The 23,418-nt window shown below is 60.8% G+C and carries 23 protein-coding genes; 18 read left to right on the top strand and 5 right to left on the bottom strand.

Features of this window, described 5'->3' with window-relative positions; genetic code table 11:
- Window positions 1-167 precede the first annotated feature (167 nt).
- Entirely contained in the window at window positions 168-377 is a 210-nt protein-coding gene (locus NL123_RS08855; protein ID WP_248483391.1) for a cold-shock protein, read from the top strand.
- A 35-nt stretch (window positions 378-412) separates the two neighbouring features.
- On the opposite strand, the gene NL123_RS08860 is transcribed toward NL123_RS08855, so the two are convergent.
- Entirely contained in the window at window positions 413-655 is a 243-nt protein-coding gene (locus tag NL123_RS08860) for a DUF6124 family protein (RefSeq protein WP_071493750.1), read from the bottom strand.
- 574 nt (window positions 656-1,229) lie between these two features.
- Here NL123_RS08860 and flhA point away from each other — a divergent pair.
- The 14 genes from flhA (at window position 1,230) to NL123_RS08930 (ending at window position 15,314) form a co-directional block, all read left to right on the top strand.
- Window positions 1,230-3,344 carry a flagellar biosynthesis protein FlhA gene (gene flhA, locus NL123_RS08865; RefSeq protein WP_494358286.1) on the top strand — a complete coding sequence of 705 codons (2,115 nt, stop codon included), beginning with the start codon at window positions 1,230-1,232 and terminating at the stop codon, window positions 3,342-3,344.
- Window positions 3,345-3,356: 12 nt separating this feature from the next.
- A complete protein-coding gene (gene flhF / locus NL123_RS08870; protein WP_071493748.1) occupies window positions 3,357-4,673 on the top strand; it encodes a flagellar biosynthesis GTPase FlhF in 1,317 nt (438 codons plus the stop codon).
- 106 nt (window positions 4,674-4,779) lie between these two features.
- Entirely contained in the window at window positions 4,780-5,613 is an 834-nt protein-coding gene (gene fleN, locus NL123_RS08875) for a flagellar synthesis regulator FleN (protein WP_003192912.1), read from the top strand.
- Window positions 5,610-6,350, top strand: coding sequence for an RNA polymerase sigma factor FliA (gene fliA / locus NL123_RS08880; RefSeq protein WP_016976604.1), 741 nt, complete (start codon window positions 5,610-5,612; stop codon window positions 6,348-6,350). The genes fleN and fliA overlap by 4 nt, the downstream gene beginning before the upstream one ends.
- 169 nt (window positions 6,351-6,519) lie before the next feature.
- The gene (locus NL123_RS08885) at window positions 6,520-6,894 is read left to right on the top strand and encodes a chemotaxis response regulator CheY (protein WP_015885173.1); all 375 of its coding nucleotides are present in this window, start codon (window positions 6,520-6,522) and stop codon (window positions 6,892-6,894) included.
- A gap of 18 nt (window positions 6,895-6,912) precedes the next feature.
- Entirely contained in the window at window positions 6,913-7,701 is a 789-nt protein-coding gene (locus NL123_RS08890; RefSeq protein WP_065909831.1) for a protein phosphatase CheZ, read from the top strand.
- Window positions 7,702-7,712: 11 nt separating this feature from the next.
- The gene (locus NL123_RS08895; protein WP_494357590.1) at window positions 7,713-9,932 is read left to right on the top strand and encodes a chemotaxis protein CheA; all 2,220 of its coding nucleotides are present in this window, start codon (window positions 7,713-7,715) and stop codon (window positions 9,930-9,932) included.
- A 48-nt stretch (window positions 9,933-9,980) separates the two neighbouring features.
- Window positions 9,981-11,114 carry a protein-glutamate methylesterase/protein-glutamine glutaminase gene (locus NL123_RS08900; RefSeq protein ID WP_248483385.1) on the top strand — a complete coding sequence of 378 codons (1,134 nt, stop codon included), beginning with the start codon at window positions 9,981-9,983 and terminating at the stop codon, window positions 11,112-11,114.
- Window positions 11,114-11,854, top strand: a complete 741-nt coding sequence (locus tag NL123_RS08905) for a flagellar motor protein (protein ID WP_033900785.1) — start codon at window positions 11,114-11,116, stop codon at window positions 11,852-11,854. The genes NL123_RS08900 and NL123_RS08905 overlap by 1 nt, the downstream gene beginning before the upstream one ends.
- A gap of 15 nt (window positions 11,855-11,869) precedes the next feature.
- Entirely contained in the window at window positions 11,870-12,757 is an 888-nt protein-coding gene (gene motD, locus NL123_RS08910) for a flagellar motor protein MotD (protein WP_071493745.1), read from the top strand.
- 51 nt (window positions 12,758-12,808) lie between these two features.
- Window positions 12,809-13,597, top strand: coding sequence for a ParA family protein (locus tag NL123_RS08915; RefSeq protein ID WP_179028676.1), 789 nt, complete (start codon window positions 12,809-12,811; stop codon window positions 13,595-13,597).
- The gene (locus NL123_RS08920) at window positions 13,597-14,385 is read left to right on the top strand and encodes a CheW domain-containing protein (RefSeq protein WP_248483381.1); all 789 of its coding nucleotides are present in this window, start codon (window positions 13,597-13,599) and stop codon (window positions 14,383-14,385) included. Before NL123_RS08915 ends, NL123_RS08920 begins: the two co-directional genes overlap by 1 nt.
- A gap of 53 nt (window positions 14,386-14,438) precedes the next feature.
- The gene (locus tag NL123_RS08925) at window positions 14,439-14,921 is read left to right on the top strand and encodes a chemotaxis protein CheW (RefSeq protein WP_010564003.1); all 483 of its coding nucleotides are present in this window, start codon (window positions 14,439-14,441) and stop codon (window positions 14,919-14,921) included.
- A complete protein-coding gene (locus NL123_RS08930; RefSeq protein WP_058427218.1) occupies window positions 14,922-15,314 on the top strand; it encodes a DUF2802 domain-containing protein in 393 nt (130 codons plus the stop codon). It begins immediately after the preceding gene.
- A gap of 147 nt (window positions 15,315-15,461) precedes the next feature.
- Here the strand turns inward: NL123_RS08930 and NL123_RS08935 are convergent.
- Window positions 15,462-17,014 (bottom strand): IS3 family transposase gene (locus tag NL123_RS08935; protein ID WP_494355999.1). Its coding sequence is split into 2 segments (ribosomal slippage): window positions 15,462-16,552 and window positions 16,552-17,014, totalling 1,554 coding nucleotides; the frame shifts between segments, so codons are not numbered across the junction.
- 782 nt (window positions 17,015-17,796) lie between these two features.
- On the opposite strand from NL123_RS08935, the gene yegS reads away from it, so the two are divergent.
- Window positions 17,797-18,717 carry a lipid kinase YegS gene (yegS, locus tag NL123_RS08940; RefSeq protein WP_248483379.1) on the top strand — a complete coding sequence of 307 codons (921 nt, stop codon included), beginning with the start codon at window positions 17,797-17,799 and terminating at the stop codon, window positions 18,715-18,717.
- Here the strand turns inward: yegS and NL123_RS08945 are convergent.
- From NL123_RS08945 to NL123_RS08955, 3 genes are all read right to left on the bottom strand, one after another.
- Window positions 18,676-19,335 (bottom strand): response regulator transcription factor, encoded by a 660-nt coding sequence (locus NL123_RS08945; RefSeq protein WP_071492719.1) that lies wholly within the window; start codon window positions 19,333-19,335, stop codon window positions 18,676-18,678. The two genes, yegS and NL123_RS08945, sit on opposite strands and share 42 nt — an antisense overlap.
- Entirely contained in the window at window positions 19,332-20,225 is an 894-nt protein-coding gene (locus NL123_RS08950; protein WP_494357591.1) for a sensor histidine kinase, read from the bottom strand. Before NL123_RS08950 ends, NL123_RS08945 begins: the two co-directional genes overlap by 4 nt.
- 369 nt (window positions 20,226-20,594) lie before the next feature.
- Window positions 20,595-21,044, bottom strand: a complete 450-nt coding sequence (locus tag NL123_RS08955) for a hypothetical protein (RefSeq protein WP_179029427.1) — start codon at window positions 21,042-21,044, stop codon at window positions 20,595-20,597.
- A 541-nt stretch (window positions 21,045-21,585) separates the two neighbouring features.
- Here NL123_RS08955 and NL123_RS08960 point away from each other — a divergent pair.
- Window positions 21,586-22,521 carry a chemotaxis protein CheV gene (locus NL123_RS08960; RefSeq protein ID WP_058424673.1) on the top strand — a complete coding sequence of 312 codons (936 nt, stop codon included), beginning with the start codon at window positions 21,586-21,588 and terminating at the stop codon, window positions 22,519-22,521.
- Window positions 22,522-22,560: 39 nt separating this feature from the next.
- A complete protein-coding gene (locus NL123_RS08965) occupies window positions 22,561-23,367 on the top strand; it encodes an MOSC domain-containing protein (protein WP_494357592.1) in 807 nt (268 codons plus the stop codon).
- Window positions 23,368-23,418: the final 51 nt, after the last annotated feature.

Consider the following 23,418-nt stretch of genomic DNA (forward strand, 5'->3'; position numbering starts at 1 on the left):
TCGTGGACGGCGAGGCCGTTCCAGTGGATCTCATTGGTTCGCGCGGCGTCCGGCTTGCAGTGGGTATGCAGGTTGCGTTTCAGAGGATCCATCGACCTGACGGCGTCTTTGCATGCGATGTCAGGGTCATCCAGCAAGTCCTTGAGTGAGATATCAGGAGAACGGTAATGGCAACAGGCACGGTGAAGTGGTTTAACGCGGAGAAGGGTTACGGGTTCATCACTCAAGACGATGGCGGTGATGTTTTTGTCCATTATTCGGCTATCAAGAGCGACGGTTTCAAGACGCTTGAAGAACATCAAAAAGTTGAATTCGATTTAGCCCAAGGACCCAAAGGCGGTCAGGCTGAAAACGTCCGCATCCTATCAGCGTCATAATCGTTCCCGCAGAGTAGTGCAGGAACGATCCGCCATCAGGCCCTCAAGTGCTCGCTGTCCTCCAGTACTCTGTCGGCCAGCAGCTTCGCGAGCCCGATCAACTGCGCTACGCCCAGCGCACCTTCGCGTTTTGTCCCGTCCAATTCAAACGCAAAGTCACTCATCAGCGCTTCGGCCGAAGCGAGGGTTTCGGTGAGGTTGACCAGCAGGTCTTCGGTTTTCAGGTGGTCTGCAACGGTGAAGAGGCTGATGGGGGGATTTGGGGTGGGTTTGATCATTGTGAGGCTCCTTAAAAGTGGAGCTGCCACTGATCGCCGCGACGCGATGGGGTGACAGCTGTGCGCAGGTTCGCGGACCGGTCAAGGAGCAACCCGGCATACCCTAAGGTATCCCGCGCACAGCCGCCATAGCGCCGCACAGTAGACGCTAAAAAAGCGTCAACTGAAAGCGGGCGATAGTGCTTTTGCTCTTTGAAAATCCGGGCCGCGACGCCCGTCCACTGCGTTTGCAGCGGTGTACGGAGACTAGAGAGCGAGTTTCCTAGGGGCAACCGCAAAACCTTGTCAGAAATTTCCCCAGTAGTACCGGCTGCGCGCACATCCAAGTGTGGGAGGGGGCTTGCCCCCGATGGCGTTGTGTCAGTCACCGACTCTTAGTCTGACAAGCTGCAATCGGGGGCGAGCCCCCTCCCACATTTAAAATGTGTTCTTTCCGAAAAAACGTGGGCGTCCATAGCGATCGACGTTCCAAAACAAAAGTTGGAAGGCTTCTTGCAATACCGCCTTCAGGACGCTCAACCGCGTCAAAACTTTGCTTCAAAGGACACGAGGAATACTGGTGGATCGCTCTCAAATGCTCGGCACGGCGCGCAGCACCCTGACTGACCTCTCGCGGGGCAATCTGGGTGTGCCGTTGTTGTTGCTGGTGATGCTGGCAATGATGATGTTGCCGATGCCGCCGTTCCTGCTGGACGTGTTCTTTACCTTCAACATCGCCCTGTCCGTCGTGGTGCTGCTGGTCTGCGTGTACGCCCTGCGGCCGCTGGACTTTGCGGTATTCCCGACCATCCTGCTGGTCGCCACCTTGCTGCGCCTGGCGCTGAACGTGGCGTCCACCCGCGTGGTGATGCTGCACGGCCAGGACGGCCATGCCGCCGCCGGCAAGGTGATCCAGGCCTTCGGCGAGGTGGTGATTGGCGGTAACTACGTGGTCGGTATCGTGGTGTTCGCGATCCTGATGATCATCAACTTCGTGGTGGTGACCAAGGGCGCCGGGCGGATTTCCGAGGTGAGCGCGCGGTTTACCCTCGACGCCATGCCCGGCAAACAAATGGCGATCGACGCCGACCTCAACGCCGGCCTGATCGACCAGAACCAAGCCAAGTCACGCCGCCTGGAAGTGGCCCAGGAAGCCGAGTTCTACGGTTCCATGGACGGTGCCAGCAAATTCGTGCGCGGTGACGCCATCGCCGGCCTGCTGATTCTGTTCATCAACTTGATCGGCGGCGTGGCGGTCGGCATGTTCCAGCACGGCATGACCTTCAGCGATGCGGGCAAGGTGTACGCCTTGCTGACCATCGGTGACGGTTTAGTGGCGCAATTGCCATCACTGTTGTTATCCACAGCAGCCGCAATCATGGTGACCCGTGCTTCGGGCTCCGAAGACATGGGCAAGCAGATCAGCCGGCAGATGTTTGCCTCGCCCAAGGCCCTGGCCGTGGCGGCGGGCATCATGGCGATCATGGGCATCGTGCCGGGCATGCCCCATGTGTCCTTCCTGAGCATGGCGGCCATGGCGGCCGGCGGTGCCTACCTGTTCTGGAAAAAGCAGAATGCGGTCAAGGTCCAGGCCCAGCAGGAGATTGCACGCCAGCAGGAACTGCTGCCATCCCCGGCCCGCGCCCAGGAAACCAAGGAGCTGGGCTGGGATGACGTGACCCCGATCGACATGATCGGCCTGGAAGTCGGCTACCGCCTCATTCCGCTGGTGGACCGCAACCAGGGCGGCCAGCTGCTCGCGCGGATCAAGGGCGTGCGCAAGAAGCTGTCCCAGGACCTGGGCTTCCTGATGCCCACCGTGCATATCCGTGACAACCTGGACCTGGCGCCCAGCGCCTACCGCCTGACTCTCATGGGCGTGATCCTGGCCGAAGCCGAGATCTACCCGGACCGCGAACTGGCGATCAACCCGGGGCAGGTGTTCGGCAGTCTCAACGGTATTACCGCCAAAGATCCGGCTTTTGGCCTGGACGCGGTGTGGATCGAAATCAGCCAGCGCAGCCAGGCGCAGTCCCTGGGTTATACCGTGGTGGACGCCAGCACCGTGGTCGCTACCCACCTCAACCAGATCCTCTACAAGCACTCCCACGAGCTGATCGGCCACGAAGAAGTCCAGCAATTGATGGGTTTGCTCGGCAAAGCCTCGCCAAAACTCGCCGAAGAGCTGGTGCCGGGCATCCTGTCGCTGTCGCAGTTGCTCAAGGTGTTGCAGGCGCTGCTGGCCGAACAGGTGCCGGTGCGCGATATTCGCAGCATTGCCGAGGCTATCGCCAACAATGCCGCCAAGAGTCAAGATACTGCCGCCCTGGTGGCTTCGGTGCGCGTCGGATTGTCGCGCGCAATCGTGCAAAGCATTGTAGGGCTTGACTCCGAGCTGCCTGTGATCACCTTGGAACCCAGGTTGGAACAAATATTGCTCAATAGTATTCAGAAGGCAGGACAAGGCCAGGAAGAGGGCGTTCTGCTGGAGCCAAGCATGGCCGAGAAGCTGCAGCGTTCGTTGATCGACGCCGCGCAACGCCAGGAAATGCAAGGCCAACCGGTGATCCTGCTGGTGGCAGGCCCGGTCCGGGCGATGTTGTCGCGGTTTGGGCGCCTGGCAGTACCGAATTTGCACGTTTTGGCTTATCAGGAAATTCCTGACAACAAGCAAGTGACTATCGTCGCGACAGTAGGGCCCAACGGCTGAGGGTAGTGGGTTATGCAAGTGAAGCGTTTTTTCGCCGCCGATATGCGTCAGGCCATGAAACTGGTTCGTGATGAGCTGGGCGCCGACGCCGCGATTATTGGCAACCGTCGTATTGCCGGCGGTGTCGAGCTGACGGCTGCCCTGGATTACACACCTTCGGCCTTGGCGCCGCGCGTGCCGAACATGGAGCTCGAAGACGAGCTGCGCAAGACCGCTTCGCGGATTGTTTCGGCCCAGGCTGAACTGAGCATGCGTGGCGACAGCGATGCCACCACCAATCGCCAGTTGTTCGCCGGCCTGCCGCTGACCGCCGCGGAGCCATTGGTTGAGCCAACCTTCAAAGAGCCGCCGCGTCCCGCTGCGCCAGCCCCGGCAGCGGCGGTTGACCAGCGTGTGTTCGACTCGATGCGCTTTGAACTCAATGGCCTGCGTGAGCTGCTCGAAGTCCAGTTGGGTTCGCTGGCCTGGAACCAATTGCAAGGCAGCAAACCGCAACAGGCCAACCTGTGGCGTCGCCTGCAACGCATCGGCCTGTCCGGCCCGTTGTCCCGCGACCTGCTGGCCCTGACCACCGAAATCGAAGAGCCTCGCCAGGCCTGGCGCATGTTGCTGGCCCACTTGGCGCGGATGATCGTCACCCCGGAAATCGAACCCCTGGAAGAGGGCGGTGTGATCGCCATGGTCGGCCCCGCCGGCATGGGCAAGACCACCACCCTGGCCAAGCTGGCGGCGCGTTACGTGCTCAAGTACGGCGCTCAGAATATCGCGCTGGTGAGCATGGACAGCTACCGTATCGGTGCCCAGGAGCAGCTCAAGACCCTGGGCCGCATTCTCAATGTGTCGGTGACCCATGTCGACCCAGGCCAGTCCCTGGCCAACGCCCTCGACCCGCTGCTGCGCAAGCGCGTGGTGCTGATCGACACCGCCGGCCTGCAAGCCAGCGACCCGGCATTGCGCATGCAGTTGGAAAGCCTGGCCGGGCGTGGCATCAAGTCGAAAAATTACCTGGTGCTTGCAACCACCAGCCAGAAACAGGTTCTTACCGCTGCGTATCATAGTTACAAGCGCTGCGGCCTGGCCGGTTGCATCCTCACCAAGCTCGACGAAACCGCGAGCCTGGGCGAGGTGCTGAGCCTGGCCATCAGTCATGAATTGCCGGTCGCCTACCTGACCGACGGGCCGCGGATCCCGGATGATCTGCATCTGCCGCGCCGTCATCAGTTGGTCAGCCGTGCAGTCAGCGTGCAAATGCAAGACGAGCCTAGCGAGGAAGCGATGGCCGATATGTTCGCCGACCTCTACCACAACCCGGCGAAGCGGGTAGGTTGAGGGCGGTATGAACACCGTGAAATGTATCTACATCGATGGTCTGCAAGCGATTCACGCGGCCAAGCCATGTAGCCTGCGTCTAAGCAAGACAAGGTAAAGAAATAAAATGGGCAGCATGCATCCCGTACAGGTGATCGCGGTGACCGGCGGCAAAGGTGGCGTCGGGAAAACTAACGTGTCAGTGAATTTGTCCCTGGCCCTGGCAGAGCTTGGCCGTCGCGTCATGCTGCTGGATGCTGACCTGGGGTTGGCGAACGTCGACGTTCTGCTGGGGCTGACGCCCAAACATACCCTTGCCGATGTGATCGAGGGCCGCTGTGAGCTGCGCGATGTGCTGCTGCAGGGGCCTGGGGGCATCCGCATCGTGCCGGCCGCCTCCGGCACCCAGAGCATGGTGCACCTGAGCCCGGCGCAGCATGCCGGGCTGATCCAGGCGTTCAGTGACATCGGCGACAACCTCGACGTGCTGGTGATCGACACCGCCGCCGGGATCGGCGAGTCCGTGGTCAGCTTTGTGCGCGCTGCGCAGGAAGTGTTGCTGGTGGTCTGCGATGAACCCACCTCGATCACCGACGCCTACGCCCTGATCAAACTGCTTAACCGCGACTACGGCATGAACCGCTTCCGCGTCCTGGCCAACATGGCCCAGAGCCCGCAGGAAGGGCGCAACCTGTTCGCCAAGTTGACCAAGGTCACGGATCGTTTCCTCGATGTCGCCTTACAATACGTCGGCGCAGTTCCCTACGACGAGTGTGTGCGCAAGGCTGTGCAAAAGCAGCGTGCAGTCTACGAAGCGTTCCCTCGTTCCAAGTGCGCACTGGCGTTCAAGGCTATTGCCCAGAAGGTCGATACCTGGCCATTGCCCGCCAACCCCCGGGGGCATCTGGAGTTTTTCGTCGAGCGATTGGTGCATCAGACGAGCGCAGGACCCGTGCTATGACAGCGACCGGCTACAACGCGTACAAGAAGTCTGCCCGTGACAGCCAGGGCGAGTTGATCGAGCGCTACGCGCCCCTGGTCAAGCGCATTGCCTATCACTTGCTGGCGCGCCTGCCCGCCAGCGTCCAGGTCGAAGACCTGATCCAGGCGGGCATGATCGGCTTGCTCGAAGTGTCGACCAAATACGACGCGAGCAAGGGTGCAAGTTTCGAGACGTATGCGGGCATCCGCATCCGTGGCGCGATGCTCGATGAAGTGCGCAAGGGTGACTGGGCGCCGCGTTCGGTACACCGCAATACACGCATGGTCAGTGACGCAATTCGCGCAATTGAAGCAAAAACCGGTCGCGACGCTAAAGATCACGAAGTTGCGGCCGAACTCCAATTGAGTCTCGACGATTACTACGGGATTTTGAACGATACCTTGGGCAGCCGATTGTTCAGTTTCGACGACCTGTTGCAGGACGGCGAACATGAAGGGCTGCACGAGGACGGCGCGAGTGCTCATATGGAGCCATCGCGAGACCTGGAAGATGAGCGTTTCCAGGGGGCGTTGGCGGACGCGATTGCCAATTTGCCGGAGCGTGAGCGGCTGGTGTTGGCGCTGTACTACGACGAAGAGCTGAACCTCAAGGAAATCGGTGAGGTCCTGGGTGTCAGCGAATCGCGGGTCAGCCAGTTGCACAGCCAGTGCGCAGCCCGCTTGCGGGGGCGCTTGGGAGAGTGGCGAGCGCGCTGAACAGGCAGTGTGGGGACACTGCAGACGATACCGCGAGGGCAACCGGCCTTCGCGGGTTCGACCCGTGGTGCCCCCGGCAGTCCTTTTTGTGTAATGCCTGTTGATTGAAATGGCGCGTCCAGGTGCTGGGCGCGTTTAAGACTGCTTGGAGGTCGAATTGGACAAGAACATGAAAATCCTCATCGTTGATGACTTCTCAACGATGCGGCGGATCATAAAAAACCTGTTGCGTGACCTTGGGTTCACAAACACGGTCGAGGCGGACGACGGCATTACGGCGATTCCGATCCTCAACAGCGGGAGCATCGACTTTCTGGTAACAGACTGGAACATGCCGGGCATGACCGGTATCGACTTGCTGCGCCACGTGCGCGCTGACGAAAAGCTGCGCAGCCTGCCTGTGCTGATGGTGACCGCCGAAGCCAAGCGTGAGCAGATCATCGAAGCCGCCCAGGCCGGGGTCAACGGTTACGTGGTCAAGCCATTCACTGCACTGGCCTTGAAAGAGAAGATCGAAAAAATCTTCGAACGCATCCACGGCTAATGCCATCGCGGGGGAGCTATGGAGCATAAAGAAACGTCACAGGGAGACTTCGAGTCGACCCTGAAAAAGCATGCTCACCAGTTGGTCGACAGCCTTGAAAAAGGCCAGTTCGGCGACGCGGTGCAGTTGATCCATGAGCTCAACCAGACCCGTGACCGCGGCCTGTATCAGGAAGTGGGCAAGCTCACACGCGAGCTGCACAGTGCGATCGTCAATTTCCAGATTGACCCGCATATGCCCCAGGCCGAAGAAATCTCGCAAATCACCGATGCCACCGAACGCCTGTCCTATGTGGTCAGGCTGACTGAGGCGGCGGCCAACCGCACCATGGACCTGGTGGAAAACGCCACGCCTCTGGTCAACGGCATGGCCACTGAAGCCCAGGCCCTGAGCCACGACTGGGGCCGCTTCATGCGCCGGGAAGTGGGGGCTGAGGAGTTTCGCGAGTTGGCACGTCGGGTTGACGGTTTCCTGTCACGCAGCGAGCAGGAAAACCGCACGGTTTCCAGCAACCTCAATGACATTCTGCTGGCCCAGGATTACCAGGACCTCACCGGTCAGGTGATCAAGCGTGTGACCCAGTTGGTCACCGAAGTGGAAAGCAACTTGCTCAAATTGGTGCTTATGGCTGGCCAGGTTGACCGTTTCGCCGGCATCGAACATGACCGCGAAGCGATCCTCTCGGAAAAAGATCCACAAAAACATCTCGCCAAGGGTGAAGGTCCGCAGATTCATGCCGATAAACGTGAAGACGTTGTATCGGGTCAAGATGATGTCGATGACCTGTTATCCAGTTTAGGCTTCTAAGGAGCACCCACATGAGCTTCGGCGCCGATGAAGAAATCCTTCAGGATTTCCTTGTAGAGGCCGGCGAAATTTTAGAGCAGTTGTCCGAGCAACTGGTCGAGCTGGAAAGCCGACCGGATGATGCGAACCTGCTCAATGCAATTTTTCGCGGTTTTCACACTGTAAAAGGGGGCGCCGGCTTCCTCCAGCTCCATGAGCTGGTGGAGTGCTGCCACATCGCCGAGAACGTGTTCGACATCCTGCGCAAGGGTGAGCGTCACGTTGATTCGGAGTTGATGGACGTGATTCTCGAAGCACTGGATGCGGTCAACGGCATGTTCAGCGAGGTGCGCGACCGTGCACCGATCACGGCGGCCACTCCGGAACTGCTGGCCGCCCTGGCGCGCCTGGCGGAACCTGCCGACACGTCGGCCGCACCGGTGGTTGAAGCCGCACCGGAGCCTGTGGTTGAGGCCGAGCCGGATGTGACCGACAGCGAGTTCGAACAGCTGCTCAACTCCCTCAGTGCCGTCAAGGCCGAGGCGGAAGCGCCGGCTGCCCCGGTCGCCGCACCGACCAGCGAAGACATCACCGACGCCGAGTTCGAATCGCTGCTCGACCAGTTGCATGGCAAGGGCCAGTTCGCGGCCGACGCCGTGGCACCTGCTGCTGCTCCTGCGGATGCACCGGCGGCCAGCGCCAGCACCGACATTACCGACGATGAATTCGAAGCATTGCTCGACCAACTGCATGGCAAGGGCACCTTCGCGGCCGACGCCTTGCCGGAAGTCGCCGCCACGGCTGCGGCACCGGCTGCTGCCAGCGCCGCCCCTGCGGGCGATGGGCTGATCTCCGATCACGAGTTCGAATCCCTGCTGGACGAGTTGCACGGCAAGGGCAAGTTCAGCGAAGTGGCCCCGGCCGCAGCGGTGGCGACCGCTGCACCGGTCGCCGCCAAGGCCGCTGCGCCAGCGCCGGCCGCCAAACCTGCACCGGCTGCCAAGCCAGCACCGGCCCCGGCCGCCGCACCTGCTCCGGCACGTGCCGCCGCCGCGCCGACAGCCGAGAAGCCTGCCAGTGAAGCCGAAACCACCGTGCGGGTTGATACCGCGCGCCTGGACGACATCATGAACATGGTCGGCGAACTGGTACTGGTGCGTAACCGCCTGGTGCGCCTGGGCCTGAGCAGCGGCGATGAAGCCATGCAAAAGGCTGTGTCGAACCTCGACGTGGTCACCGCCGACCTGCAGACCGCCGTGATGAAAACGCGGATGCAGCCGATCAAGAAAGTCTTTGGCCGTTTCCCGCGCCTGGTTCGCGACCTGGCGCGTCAGCTTAAGAAAGAAATCAACCTGGAACTGGTGGGCGAAGAAACCGACCTCGACAAGAACCTGGTCGAGGCCCTGGCCGACCCGCTGGTCCACTTGGTGCGCAACGCCGTCGACCACGGCGTGGAAACCCCGGAAGAGCGCGAAGCATCGGGCAAGTCCCGTGGCGGCAAGGTGATCCTGGCGGCGGAGCAAGAAGGCGATCACATCCTGCTGTCGATCACTGACGACGGCAAAGGCATGGACCCGACCATATTGCGCAACATTGCGGTCAAGCGCGGCGTGATGGACAAGGACGCCGCCGACCGCCTGACCGACACCGAATGCTACAACCTGATCTTCGCCCCGGGCTTCTCGACCAAGACCGAGATTTCCGACGTGTCCGGCCGTGGCGTCGGCATGGACGTAGTGAAGACCAAGATCAGCCAGCTCAACGGCTCGATCAACATCTACTCGACCAAGGGCCAGGGCTCCAAGATCGTCATCAAGGTGCCGTTGACCCTGGCGATCATGCCGACCCTGATGGTGATGCTGGGCAACCAGGCGTTCGCCTTCCCGCTGGTCAACGTCAACGAAATCTTCCACCTCGACCTGTCGCGCACCAACGTGGTGGACGGCCAGGAAGTGGTGATCGTGCGCGACAAGGCATTGCCCCTGTTCTACCTCAAGCGCTGGCTGGTGGCATCGGCGGCCCATGAAGAGCAGCGCGAAGGCCATGTGGTGATTCTGTCCGTGGGCACCCAGCGCATCGGCTTTGTCGTCGATCAACTGGTTGGCCAGGAAGAAGTGGTCATCAAGCCTTTGGGCAAAATGCTGCAGGGAACCCCGGGCATGTCGGGTGCGACCATCACCGGTGACGGTCGGATCGCGCTGATTCTCGATGTTCCGAGCATGCTCAAGCGTTACGCCGCTCGGCGTATTTGATTCTGGTGGGGCAGGGCGGTAGTGCCCGCCCCGCCTAACGGAGTGTTTATGGCAGTCAAGGTCCTGGTGGTGGACGATTCGGGTTTCTTCCGCCGCCGCGTCTCGGAAATTCTTTCCGCCGATCCAACGATCCAGGTGGTCGGCACGGCCACCAACGGCAAAGAGGCGATTGATCAAGCCATTGCGTTGAAACCGGACGTGATCACCATGGACTACGAGATGCCGATGATGGATGGCATCACGGCAGTCCGGCACATCATGCAACGCTGCCCGACCCCGGTCCTGATGTTTTCCTCGCTGACGCACGAAGGCGCCCGGGTCACCCTGGATGCGCTGGACGCCGGTGCGGTGGACTTCCTGCCGAAGAATTTCGAAGACATCTCGCGCAACCCCGAGAAGGTCAAGCAGATGCTGTGCGAGAAGGTGCACAGCATTTCGCGCAGTAACCGTCGCAGCCTGTTCAGCACGCCTACTCCAACCGCTGCGCCAGCACCGGCTCCCGCTGCACCGACGTCGTCGTTTGCGCGCCCTGCGCCTGCGCCAGTGACACGGCCTGCAGTGGCACCCGCTCGCACGCTGGCACCTGCGGCGTCGGCTCATTCGCCCGCACCCAAGCGCAAGGCCTACAAGCTGGTCGCCATCGGCACCTCCACGGGTGGCCCGGTTGCGCTGCAACGCGTGTTGACCCAACTGCCAGCCAACTTCCCGGCGCCGATCGTATTGATCCAGCACATGCCGGCGGCGTTTACCAAGGCCTTCGCCGAGCGCCTGGACAAGCTGTGCCGCATCAGCGTCAAGGAAGCCGAGGATGGCGACATCCTGCGCCCTGGCCTGGCGCTGCTGGCCCCCGGTGGCAAGCAGATGATGGTCGACGGCCGTGGCGCGATCAAAATCCTGCCGGGCGATGAGCGCCTCAACTACAAGCCGTGCGTGGATATCACCTTCGGTTCGGCAGCCAAGTCCTACGGTGACAAAGTTCTGGCGGTAGTGCTCACCGGCATGGGCGCCGACGGCCGTGAAGGTGCGCGCCTGCTCAAGCAGGGCGGCAGCGCCATCTGGGCCCAGGACGAAGCCAGCTGCGTGATCTATGGCATGCCCATGGCCATCGTCAAGGCGGACCTGGCCGACGCCGTCTACAGCCTGGACGACATCGGCAAGCATCTGGTGGAGGCCTGCCTCTGATGGATGTACTGAGCCTGATCGGCATCATCATGGCGTTTGTCGCGATCATCGGCGGCAACTACCTCGAAGGCGGGCACCTCGGTGCGTTGGCCAACGGCCCGGCGGCGCTGATCGTGATCGGCGGCACCGTGGGCGCGGCGTTGTTGCAATCGCCCATGAGCTCGTTCAAGCGCGCCATGCAGATTCTGATATGGATCATTTTCCCGCCACGCGTGGACCTGCCCGGCGGCATCGACCGCGTGGTCAACTGGAGCCTCACCGCGCGCAAGGAAGGCCTGCTGGGCCTGGAAGGCGTGGCCGATGCCGAGCCCGACAGCTACGCACGCAAAGGCTTGCAATTGCTGGTGGACGGCGCCGAGCCGGAAGCGATCCGCAGCATCCTGGAAGTGGATTTCTACACCCAGGAAAGCCGCGACATCAACGCCGCCAAAGTCTACGAAAGCATGGGCGGCTACGCGCCGACCATCGGCATCATCGGTGCGGTGATGGGCCTGATCCACGTGATGGGCAACCTCGCCGATCCATCGCAACTGGGCAGCGGCATTGCCGTGGCGTTTGTCGCGACCATCTACGGCGTGGCCAGTGCCAACCTGGTGCTGCTGCCGGTGGCGAGCAAACTCAAGTCGATTGCCATGCGCCAGTCGCGTTATCGCGAGATGCTGCTCGAAGGCATCCTGTCGATCGCTGAGGGCGAGAACCCGCGTTCCATCGAATTGAAGCTCCAGGGCTTCATGGATTGATGGGAGGTATGTATTGTGAGCCGTCGCCGTCGCGAGCCTGAAGAACACGTCAACCACGAGCGGTGGCTGGTGTCCTATGCAGACTTCATCACCCTGCTGTTCGCGTTTTTCGTGGTGATGTACTCCATCTCGTCGATCAACGAAGGCAAGTACAAAGTCATTTCCCAGGCGCTGATCGGCGTGTTCAACGACGCCGACCGTGCGCTCAAGCCGATTCCCATCGGTGAAGAGCGGCCCAAGACCGTGACCCCGGCCAAGCCGCTGGTCAACGACAGCGATGAAACCGCTGCCGGCGTGGGCGGCACCAGCGACCCGCTGAAAAGCATCGCCGACGACATCAGCGCGGCGTTTGGCGACCTGATCAGCTCCAACCAGATGACGGTGCGCGGTAATGAGCTGTGGGTGGAGATCGAACTCAATTCCAGCCTGCTGTTCGCCAGTGCCGATGCGTTGCCCAGTGACCAGGCGTTCACCATCATCGACAAGGTGGCGGCGATCCTCAAGCCATTTGAAAACCCGATCCATGTCGAAGGCTTCACCGACAATTTCCCGATCAGCACCGCGCAGTACCCGACCAACTGGGAGCTGTCCTCGGCCCGCGCTTCAAGCATCGTGCGCATGCTCGCGATGCAGGGCGTTAACCCTGGTCGCCTGGCGTCCGTGGGCTACGGCGAGTTCCAGCCGGTGGCCAATAACGCCACGGCGGAAGGCCGCGCGCGTAACCGTCGGGTGGTGCTGGTGGTGTCGCGCAACCTGGATGTGCGCCGCAGCCTGACCGGCACCGGCACCGCTAATGCAACACCGGATGCGGCCTTGAAGCGGGCTGGCACACAAACTGCACCGGCCCCGGTAAAACCGCCGGTTCGACAGAGTGCCGTCAATTCTCCGTCGCCGGCTCAATAACCCCATGCAATGTCTCGGTCGCGCCTGTGCCTGCCGGGAGGAACCAACCGAATGAGAGTCTGGGCAGTTGCCAATCAAAAAGGTGGAGTCGGCAAGACCACCACCTCCATCGCCTTAGCCGGCTTGCTGGCCGAGGCGGGCAAGCGTGTGGTCGTGGTGGACCTGGACCCTCACGGCTCCATGACCAGCTATTTCGGCTACGACCCGGATGCGCTGGAACACAGCAACTACGATCTGTTCCTGCACAAGGGCAGTGTGCCGGCCGATCTGCCCGGGCAACTGCTGTTGCCCACCAGTAACGAAAGCATTTCCCTGCTGCCCTCCAGCACCGCGCTGGCGACCCTGGAGCGCCAGTCACCGGGGCAGAGCGGCCTGGGCCTGGTGATCGCCAAGACCCTGGCGCAACTGTGGCAGGACTTCGACTACGCGATCATCGACAGCCCTCCGTTGCTTGGCGTGCTGATGGTCAACGCCTTGGCGGCCAGCCAGCAACTGGTTATCCCGGTGCAGACCGAGCACCTGGCCGTCAAAGGCCTGGAGCGCATGGTCAGCACCCTGGCGATGATCAACCGCTCGCGCAAACAGGCGCTGCCGTTCAGCATCGTGCCGACCTTGTTCGACCGCCGCACCCAGGCGTCCCTCGGCACCCTGCGCGTATTGCGCGATGCCTACCCGGACACTATCTGGAACGGCTATATCCCGGTGGACACACGCCTGCGTGACGCCAGCCGTGCGGGCCTGGCGCCGTCGCAGTTCGACGCGAAAAGCCGTGGCGTACTGGCCTACCGCGCGTTGCTCAAACACCTGCTGTCCCAGCAGCTTGTGGCGCAGGTGGCGTGATGAACCGTCCTGTCGAATTTAAGACCCGGCCGCAACTGGCGCTGGAATCCTACCTGGATGCCCTGCTGCAGGACGCGACCGAGGAAGCGCTGCCGGAACCGATCCTGGTGCTGGAGCCTGCCGTTGTAGAACCGGAAAGCACGCTGGATGAATTCCAGCTGGCCGTCCTGGAAGAACAGGCCCGCGATGCGCAGGTTGTGCCTGTCGTCGTGCCGATTGCTCCGGTGGTGATTGCCCCCGTGGTGGTCGAGCCGGTGGTGGAAGTGCACCTGCCGCCGAGCATCACACCGCCGCCGGTCACCGGTGATGATCGCCCGAGCTGGGCTGCCGAGCCGTTCGAATGCCTGTTGTTCGACGTCGCCGGCTTGACGCTGGCGGTGCCGCTGGTGTGCCTGGGCTCGATCTATTCCCTGGAAGGCCAGGAATTGACGCCGCTGTTCGGGCAACCGGAGTGGTTCCTCGGCATCCTGCCGAGCCAGGCCGGTAACCTGAAAGTGCTGGATACCGCGCGTTGGGTCATGCCCGACCGCTACCGCGACGACTTCCGCCAGGGTTTGCAATACGTGATCTCGGTGCAGGGCTACGAGTGGGGGCTGGCGGTGCATCAAGTCAGCCGCTCGTTGCGCCTGGACCCGAACGAAATCAAATGGCGCAGCCACCGGGGCCAACGGCCTTGGCTGGCGGGCACCGTGATCGAACACATGTGCGCGTTGCTCGACGTCGCCGAACTGGCCGAGTTGATCGCCAGTGGCGCGGTTAAAACGATGCCGGTTACTAAACGCAGTTGATTGAACAATAAGGTCCACGCTGGTGCGTGGCCAATCTTGAAGGGGTCAGGGGTATGAATAAGTCAGCGTCCGCACAAGGTTTGGATGATCCGATCCTGCAATGGGTGACCTTCAAACTGGACAACGAGTCCTACGGCATTAACGTGATGCGCGTGCAGGAAGTGCTGCGCTACACCGAAATCGCCCCGGTACCGGGTGCGCCGAGCTACGTGCTGGGTATCATCAACCTGCGCGGCAACGTGGTGACGGTGATCGACACCCGCCAGCGCTTCGGCCTGGTACCGACCGAGGTCAACGACAACACGCGTATCGTCATCATCGAGGCCGACAAGCAAGTGGTCGGGATCATGGTCGACAGCGTGGCCGAAGTGGTCTACCTGCGCCAATCGGAAGTGGAAACCGCGCCGAACGTGGGTAACGAAGAATCCGCCAAGTTCATCCAGGGCGTGTGCAACAAGAACGGCGAGCTGCTGATTCTGGTTGAGCTGGACAAGATGATGAGCGAAGAAGAGTGGTCGGAACTGGAGAGCATCTGATTGTTCCTTGAGGCCGCGGTGATTGTCCTGGCCCTGTTGTGGGCCGGGACCCTGGCATTCCTGTTGCGCTACGTGCGTCAGCAGCGCGAGTTGTTGCTACAGCAGGCTGAGCGTGATGCTGTGCGTGACCGGCGGGTGCTGGAGTTGGTGAAGCGGGTTGATCACTTTCAGCAGAGTGCGGTGAAGGTCGGGGACGAGGTGCATGAGTTGCGCGCGATTCTTGCGCCGTTGCCGGATAAGCTGGCGCAGATTGAGCAGCGCGATCCCTCGAGTCTTTCGTTTGCGCAGGCGGCGAAGCTGGTGGGGATGGGGGCTACGGTGGATGAGCTGACGCAGTCGTGTGGGTTGACGCAGGCTGAGGCGCAGTTGATGAGTAAGTTGCATAAGAGTTGATTGGGGTTCGGGTACATATCCATTTCTGCGGCAACGGCTGCTATGGGTTCCGCTCTTACAGCGGGTCACTTTTTGAAGAGCGCAAAAAGTAACCAAAAATGCTTCGCCCCGGCGTTTTTCAAGGTAGTTGTCGTGTCTCCCGTCTTGCTAGGCGACCTTCACCACAACTGTCAGCTCCCTTTCGGGATTGAGGTACACCGTCCCGATAGGGTCCCAGTTGCGTGTCTCGCCTGACCACCTTTCAGGCCTTTTTTCTCTCGCTTGCCCATAAATTGCCGCCCTCCGGGCCAAGATTTCCCGGTCTTTTCCCTCGTGGCGCTGGGCGGGTGTCACGAAGCGGATTCGGCTATGACGATGCTCGGTGTTGTACCAAGCCATAAAATTCCTGACCCAGATACGCGCGTCATCCAGGCTGCCAAATCCATCCTGCGGCCACTGCGGGCAGTACTTCAGCGTTCTAAACAGCGACTCAGAGTAAGGATTATCGTTGCTTACCCGGGGTCTTCCTCTCGATGGCGTGATACCCAGGTCGTACATCTTGGTCAGTAACGTCACCGATTTCATCGGTGCGCCATTGTCCGAGTGAAGCACCAGCGGCTGACGCCAGCACTTCTCTGTAGTGACACTTCGTTGCAGTAGGACAGCGGCTTTTTCACCGTTTTCTGCTTCGTAAACTTCCCAGCCCACAGCCTTTCGGCTGTAGATATCTTCGATCAAATAGAGGTAGTAAAACTTCCCACGAACTGGCGACGGCAGGTACGTGATATCCCAAGACCACACCTGATTGGCGGCTGTCGCCGCGTAGGTGGTGGGTGCTTCATGGCGATGCGGGCGTTTGGCGCGGGAACGATGATGCTGCTGATCTGCCGCACGCAGCACTCGGTAAAAGGTTGCCTCCGATGCCATGTAACGTCCCTCGTCAGCGAGCCGTGGCACGATCTGGCTCGGTGGCAGATGTGCGTAGGCCTTGCTGTTGCACAAGGCCAGGATGGCTTGGCGCTCAACATCAGTCAGAGCATTATTCGGCACTGGCCTCACCGTCGTGGTGCGCCCATCTGCCAACAACGCTTCGGGCAGGATCCAGCGTTGTAGCGTGCGTAGCGAAATACCGACTTCTAGACACGCAGGCGCCCTGCGGGCGCCCGCAGTGATGGCTTCGGTGAGCCAGTCGACGAGAAGATGCCGTTCTGGCAACAAGGTCAATTGTCCTCGTCGTCGTTCCCCCAGTAGGCATTGAGCTTTTTTCGCAGCACCAGCAATGCGACTGTTTCAGCCAGCGCTGCATCCTTTCGTCGCAGCTCACGCTCCAGCTCCCGAATCCGGTTCTTATCCTCCTTGGTCTCACCAGCGATTCCTTTTTTCAGCGCTGAGTGATTAGTGCTGTTGGCAATGAAAGCTTTGCGCCAGCCGTCAATTTGCTCAGGGAAAATACCGTTGCGACGGCAATACTCACTCAGCTCCAGCTCCGACAAAGCTGATGATTCGATGACTGCCATGAGCTTGGATTCGGCAGACCAACTTTCAGGCGACTGCTTGTTTTCGGACAACTGAGAACCTCTGGCAGCAGCTTGCTTACGCCAATAATGAAGAGACATGTCGCTACAACCTTCACGGCGCGCGACCTCCGACGCTGACAGGCTCAGGGGCGGAAGCATCATTTTCAACAGCGCAGCTTTGCGTTCTTCTGAATAGAAAGGCATGACCTTACTCTTACCGCCCCCGGAATACTTTTAAAAAGCGGAGGACACGACAACTACCCTGACACCGGGGGGCCCCAACACTCGGCACCTCGCGTAGGCTCGGTGTGCCCTCTCTCCGGCTTGAATCCGTGGGCCGCCGCAATGGGCCATCCTTGGCCCAGTGCGGCTAACCCGGCGTCCTGCCGGGTTACCCACGGATTCAAGCCTGCGTTCGGCCAGCGTGTTTGACGGGGCGCCGAAGATCACAAGCAAGAGCGACTCGCTGCGCATCGCAGATACGTTTTTTGTTCCGTGTAACCGCTTTACTGTGGCGAGCGGGCTTGCCCCGCGTTGGGCTGCGAAGCAGCCCTAAAACCAGTGAGCGCGCCGCGTTCATTCTGGTTTCCCGCGTCATCTTTAACGACCTTCGCGGGCAAGCCCGGCTCCTACAGGGGAGCGCGTACGCTTCAACGATTCGGTCGGCTATTCGGCCGCCGCGCTTTGCTTTTGATTTTGATCTTAGCCGCCCCGCGCCATGGATGGCGCGGGGCGGCGGCCCCCCAAATCACTGTCGAATTACGGGCACACCGAGCCTAGGCGAGGTGCCGAGTGTTGGGGTAAGAGCGTTTTGCTTACTTTTGCGCTGTTCAAAAGTGAGCCGCTGTAAGAGCGGAACCCATAGCAGCCGTTACCGAAGAAACGGATATGTACTCAATCATCCGATTTTTTTCCCATCCAATGGCTTTTTTCTCCCCGCCCAAGGTCCACATACTCCAAGCACCTTTGAATCAGGAGATTCCCCAATGACCACCCCCAAAGCCCTGTTGATCCTCCACGGCAAGCAAGCCCTCAACGAGGACGTGCGTTCTGCCGTGCAGGCCCGGCGCGAGCAGGGTGGGGAGTTGGCCGTACGGGTCACCTGGGAAGGTGGCGACGCCCAGCGCCTGGTCAACGAAGCCCTGGCTGACGGCTACACCCACATCATCGCCGGTGGCGGCGATGGCACCCTGCGCGATGTAGCCGAAGCCATGGCCCAGGCCAAGACCGACGCCAGCCTGGTGCTGATGCCCCTGGGCACCGCCAACGATTTCGCCAAGGCCGCCGGCGTACCGTTGGAGCCTGACCAGGCGCTGGCGCTGCTGGACGTGCCACCCAGGGCCATCGACCTCGGCCAGGTCGGCGGGCAGATCTTCCTCAACATGGCTACCGGCGGTTTCGGCAGCCAGGTCACCGCCAACACCTCCGAGGATTTGAAAAAAGTCCTGGGCGGCGCCGCCTATCTGTTCACCGGTTTGACGCGATTCAGCGAGTTAAAGGCCGCCTACGCCGAGCTGGATGGCCCCGATTTCCATTGGAAAGGCGAGCTGCTCGCCCTGGGTATCGGCAACGGTCGCCAGGCAGGCGGTGGGCATGAGCTATGTCCAGGCGCCATGGCCGACGACGGCCTGCTGGACGTCAGCATCCTGCCGGCCCCCCAGGAAGTGGTCGGCACCTTGCGCGAGTTGATGAGCAACGGCTGGGGCCTGGACACCATGTTTGTGCGGGCGCGCCTGCCGTGGGTGAATATCAAGGTCGCACAGGGCTTGTACATCAATCTGGATGGCGAGCCGCTGGAGGGCGATGATCTGCACTTCGAGGCCTTGCCCAAGGCCTTGCGCGTACACTTGCCGGTGGATTCGCCGCTAGTCGTCCAGGCTGATGATCTGCTCGCGCACCGCGAATAGCACCAGGCCCGCCACGTCGAAAATCTGCAGGCGCTTCATGATCTGCGAGCGGTGGGCTTCCACAGTCTTGATGCTCAGGCCCAGCCCATGGGCGATCTCCCGGGTGGACTTGCCGCGCACGATCAGGCGCAGGATCTCCAACTGCCGCGCCGTGAGGTTGTGGCTGTGGCCGGCGGGAGTGGTCGGCCCCTGGCTGCGCACCAGCGCCTGGTTGATCACGGTGTGGGCGATCGCCGGGCTGAGGTAGCGCTCGTTGTTGCGCAAGGCCAGCAGCGCGTGTTCCAGCTCGTTGGCGGTGGTGTCCTTGAGCAGGTAGCCATGGGCGCCGGACTCCAGCGCACACATGATCAGTTCCGGGTCGGTGTGCATCGACAGGATCAGCACTTTGCTCTTGGGGTAGGCGCGCTTGAGTTGCTGCAAGGCGTCCAGGCCGCCGGTGTGCTTCATCGACAGGTCCAGCAGCACGATATCCGGCAGCAGGGCGCTGAACTGCTCCAGCAACTGCGCGCCATCGCTGGCTTCGCCGATCACCGTGTAGCCGGGAATATCCTGGACCAGCGCGCGTACGCCGGCCCGGATCAGTGCATGGTCATCCACCAGGAGTAATTTGCAGCTCACTCGAGAACCTTAGGGGAACTGGCCCGTTCGAGGGCGCGGGGCGCCCAGGGGAAAAGCGCTTCGATCCGTGTCCCATTGCCGGGCTGGCTGCTGACGGACAACGTACCGCCAAGCTGATCTATCCGCTCGGACATGCCGGCCATGCCCCGTTGGCCTTCCAGGCCGGGATTGATGGCCGGCGAAAAACCCTGGCCATCATCGCAGATGGTCAGCGACAGGCCTTCGGGCAAGCGTTGCAGGCGTACCAGCAGGTTGCGCGCCTGGGCGTGGCGCAGCATGTTGGTCACCGCTTCCTGGGTGATGCGGAAGGCCGCCACCGCCATTTCTTCCGGGATTCCGGTCAGCCGTTGCTGGCATTCCAGGCTCCAGTGGATCGGAGTGTTTTCCAGGGTCTTGAGCAGGTGTGCACGCAGGCTGGCTTCCAGGCCCAGGCTGGCCAACTGGCGAGGGTTGAGGATGGCGGAAACGTCACGCACCTTGGCCAGGGTTTCATTCAGGGTGTTGCACAGCACCGAGCACTGGGCTTGCAGGTCGTCGGGCAGGCGACGCTTGAGCCATTCGCTTTGCAGCTTGGCCGCGGTGAGCAGTTGGCCGATATCGTCGTGCAGTTCACGGCTGAGGCGGTGACGTTCGTTTTCCTGTACCTGCAACAGGCGATCGGCCAGTTCCTGGGGCTGGAACTTGATGGACTTGCGTGAACGCCATTGTTGCAGGCCGACCACCACGAGAGTGGCCAGGTTAAGCGCAATCACCAGCAACGGCAGCGGTTCGGAGCTGGAATAGGTCCAGAGGCTCAGCAGCAGCGAGCCAAGACACAGGGCGAGGATCAAACGGCGTGCATTGCTGCGGGACGCGGACCTTGCGATGAGTGTCTTGAGGCTGGCGTACATAGCGGATGGAGCCAATGAGGGTGCGCTGCGGGAAGTCCGGTCACTGCGGCTGACGGGGCTCTGTTTGGAATGCGTTATCGAATCGTTTTTATGCATGATGAAGTTGAGTCACTTCGAGCGGGGCATAGTACCACCACTGTTACCGTTGGTCGCCTGGTGCCGTGCCTCACCGGATTATTGACCGCGCAAATGCTCCGGGCGGTATTCCCAGAGTTCATGGAGTGGGGAAGTTATATTATTTCTGTTTGGTTGTATCGTTATTACCGTTAATGGCTAATTGATATCTTTGTCTGCGCTGTTCAAGTCCAACGAGTTAATAGTCGTGTCGTTTTTAGATAACTTCGGGTTCGAATACGACTTGTTATCCACTCAAGAGGCGTGGTGCACACGCTGCTGCGGTTTATAAGTGAAATCCTTCTGCGGGATCTGCAGCGTGACGGTTGCAATCAATGTCGCCTGCTCACTCTCGTCCATACTCAGTTCGCCGGTACGCACATCGATCAGTTCCAGTTGCCACGCGAGTAGCGTCAGGCACGCATGCAGTGCATCCAGCGCCTGGTCATGCAGTTGCATCGGGCTTGCCGCATTGGCGATCAGGTATTGGATATGCCGGGAAAACTCGCTGATCACCTGCAGGGCCAGGCTGTCGGCCTTTTCGGCCAGTTTGGCCAGGCTGGACTTCATGCAGTCGATGGCGTCGCTGTCGTCGCGAATCAGGTGCAGGTGGCTCAAGCACTCTTCCGACTTGGCCAGCAGCGTTTCTGCTTCAAGCAGGAACTCGGGGAGTGTGGTTTGCCATTCATTTGCGCTGTTCATCATACAAGTCTCCACAACATAAGGTCGGGTGATGAGATGTCGCACTGGGTGAATGGCTTAAAAATAGCGCCGAAATATGACTGGGACCTGTAGGCGGCTTCTGAGTTTTCAGTAGGACGTTTATTAGAGTGACGGCAACGGCTGTGCGCTGCCCTCATGAAAGGGGTCAATTGCACACCTTCGATTGCCGACATCTGTATGTCTGGAAGGCCCGTGGGCCGAGGGCTTGGGATGGCAAACAAAAGCCTGACTCCATTCATGCATTGAGAATGGCGTCACATTAATGGCTATTAGATATTGCGAATATCAGGTTGGGCCTGATTGTGCGTAGGGGAATCCCTTACATAGCGGAACCTTGCGTCGAATTGAATGTCGCGCAACGTCGCTTTCTTGCCATACGGAGAGGCCAGCGCAGTAAAGCATGATGTCAGTGTGACATCAATGGATTTACGTGGCATTTTACGGGGGTCAAGGTCTGGCGTTCGCCGCCGATAACTCACCTTATGTGAACCGCACAAATTCCTCAGCGCATCAGGAGCTTTTAATGGCCGGCATTCTCGACACGGTAGATCAACGCACGCAACTGGTGGGTGAGAATCGCCTGGAGATCCTCATGTTCCGCCTGGCGGGGCGCCAATTGTTCGCCATCAACGTGTTCAAGGTGCAGGAAGTGCTGCAACTGCCCAAGTTGACCCTGATGCCCCAGCGTCATCCTTTCGTGTGCGGTGTGGTCAACCTGCGTGGCCAGACCCTGCCGGTGATCGACCTGTCCCAGGCCATCGGCATGCGCCCGCTGGTGCCTGGCCCCAACAGCACCATCATCGTGACTGAGTACAACCGCTCGGTGCAGGCCTTCCTGGTGGGCGGTGTGGACCGCATCGTCAACATGAACTGGGAGGCCATCCTGCCGCCACCGACCAGTGCCGGGCGCCAGCATTACCTCACCGCCATCAGCAAGGTCGACGACCAGTTGGTGGAAATCATCGACGTAGAAAAAGTCCTGGCCGAGATCGTGCCGTACAACGCCAAGGTTTCCCGCGAGAAACTCGAAGACCCGGTGCTGGAGCGCGCCCGCGGCCGCGAAGTGCTGCTGGTGGATGACTCCAACGTGGCCCTCTCGCAACTGCGCGACACCCTTGGCCAACTGGGCGTGAAGATGCACATCGCCAGTGACGGCCTCAAGGCGTTGAACATGCTCAAGGCCTGGGCCGACGCCGGCCATGTGATGACCGACAAGCTGCTGATGATTTTCACCGACGCCGAAATGCCCGAGATGGACGGTTACCGTCTCACCACCGAGATCCGCAACGATCCGCGCCTGCGCAGCCTTTACGTGGTGTTGCACACCTCGCTGTCAGGCAGCTTCAACGACTCGATGGTGAAGAAGGTCGGCTGCGACAATTTCCTGTCCAAATTCCAGCCCGACAAGCTGGTGGACGTGGTGCGTCAGCGTCTGATGCTGGACGAAGTGCCCGCATGACCTTAGGGTGATGGCTTTGCCCCTCAGGAATGCAGGCCCATGCTTCGTCTCAGCGCGTTGTACCGTTACCCCTTGAAGTCCGGCAAGGCCGAAATCCTGCAACAGGTCGGCCTGGATAAGCTCGGGGTGGAAGGGGATCGACGCTGGATGCTGGTGGACGAAGCCAGCGGGCGCTTCCTCACGCAGCGCGCCGTGGCCAAGATGAGTCAACTGTCGGCACTGTGGAACCGCAACGGCGGGCTCACCTTGAGTTCGCCCGGTTACACGCCGCTGGATGTCGCACTGCCGGGCGGTAATGCCGAGTTGCGCGGTGTGACCATCTGGCGCGACACCTTGCGGGTGCCGGACGCAGGCGACGCGGCAGCGGCCTGGGTCAGTGACTTTATCGGCAAACCGACGCGCCTGGTGCAGATCCCCCTCGAACGCGCCCGCACCACCGAGGCCGGTTATGGCAAGGACGATGACCAGGTCGCGTTTGCCGATGGCTACCCGCTGCTGGTGATTGGCCAGGCTTCGCTGGATGACCTTTCGCAACGCATCGGCCGGCCCATGGAGATGCTGCGTTTTCGACCCAACCTGGTGATCGAAGGCAGCACCGCCTTCGCCGAAGATGGCTGGAAGCGCCTGCGTATCGGTGATGTGGAGTTCCGTGCGGTCAAGCCCTGCTCGCGCTGCATCCTCACCACCATCGATCCGCAGACCGGCGAACGCAGTGCTGACCGTGAACCCTTCGCCACGCTGGAAACCTATCGCAAGACTGAAAATGGCGCGATCTTCGGCCAGAACCTGGTCAACGATGGCATCGGCCGCCTGGAAGTGGGGATGCCGGTGACCATTCTCGAATAGTGTTCGACGCCCATAAAAAATGCCCGTCTCGCAGGAGACGGGCATTTTTTT

Source organism: Pseudomonas sp. FBCC-B1565 (assembly GCF_059133265.1).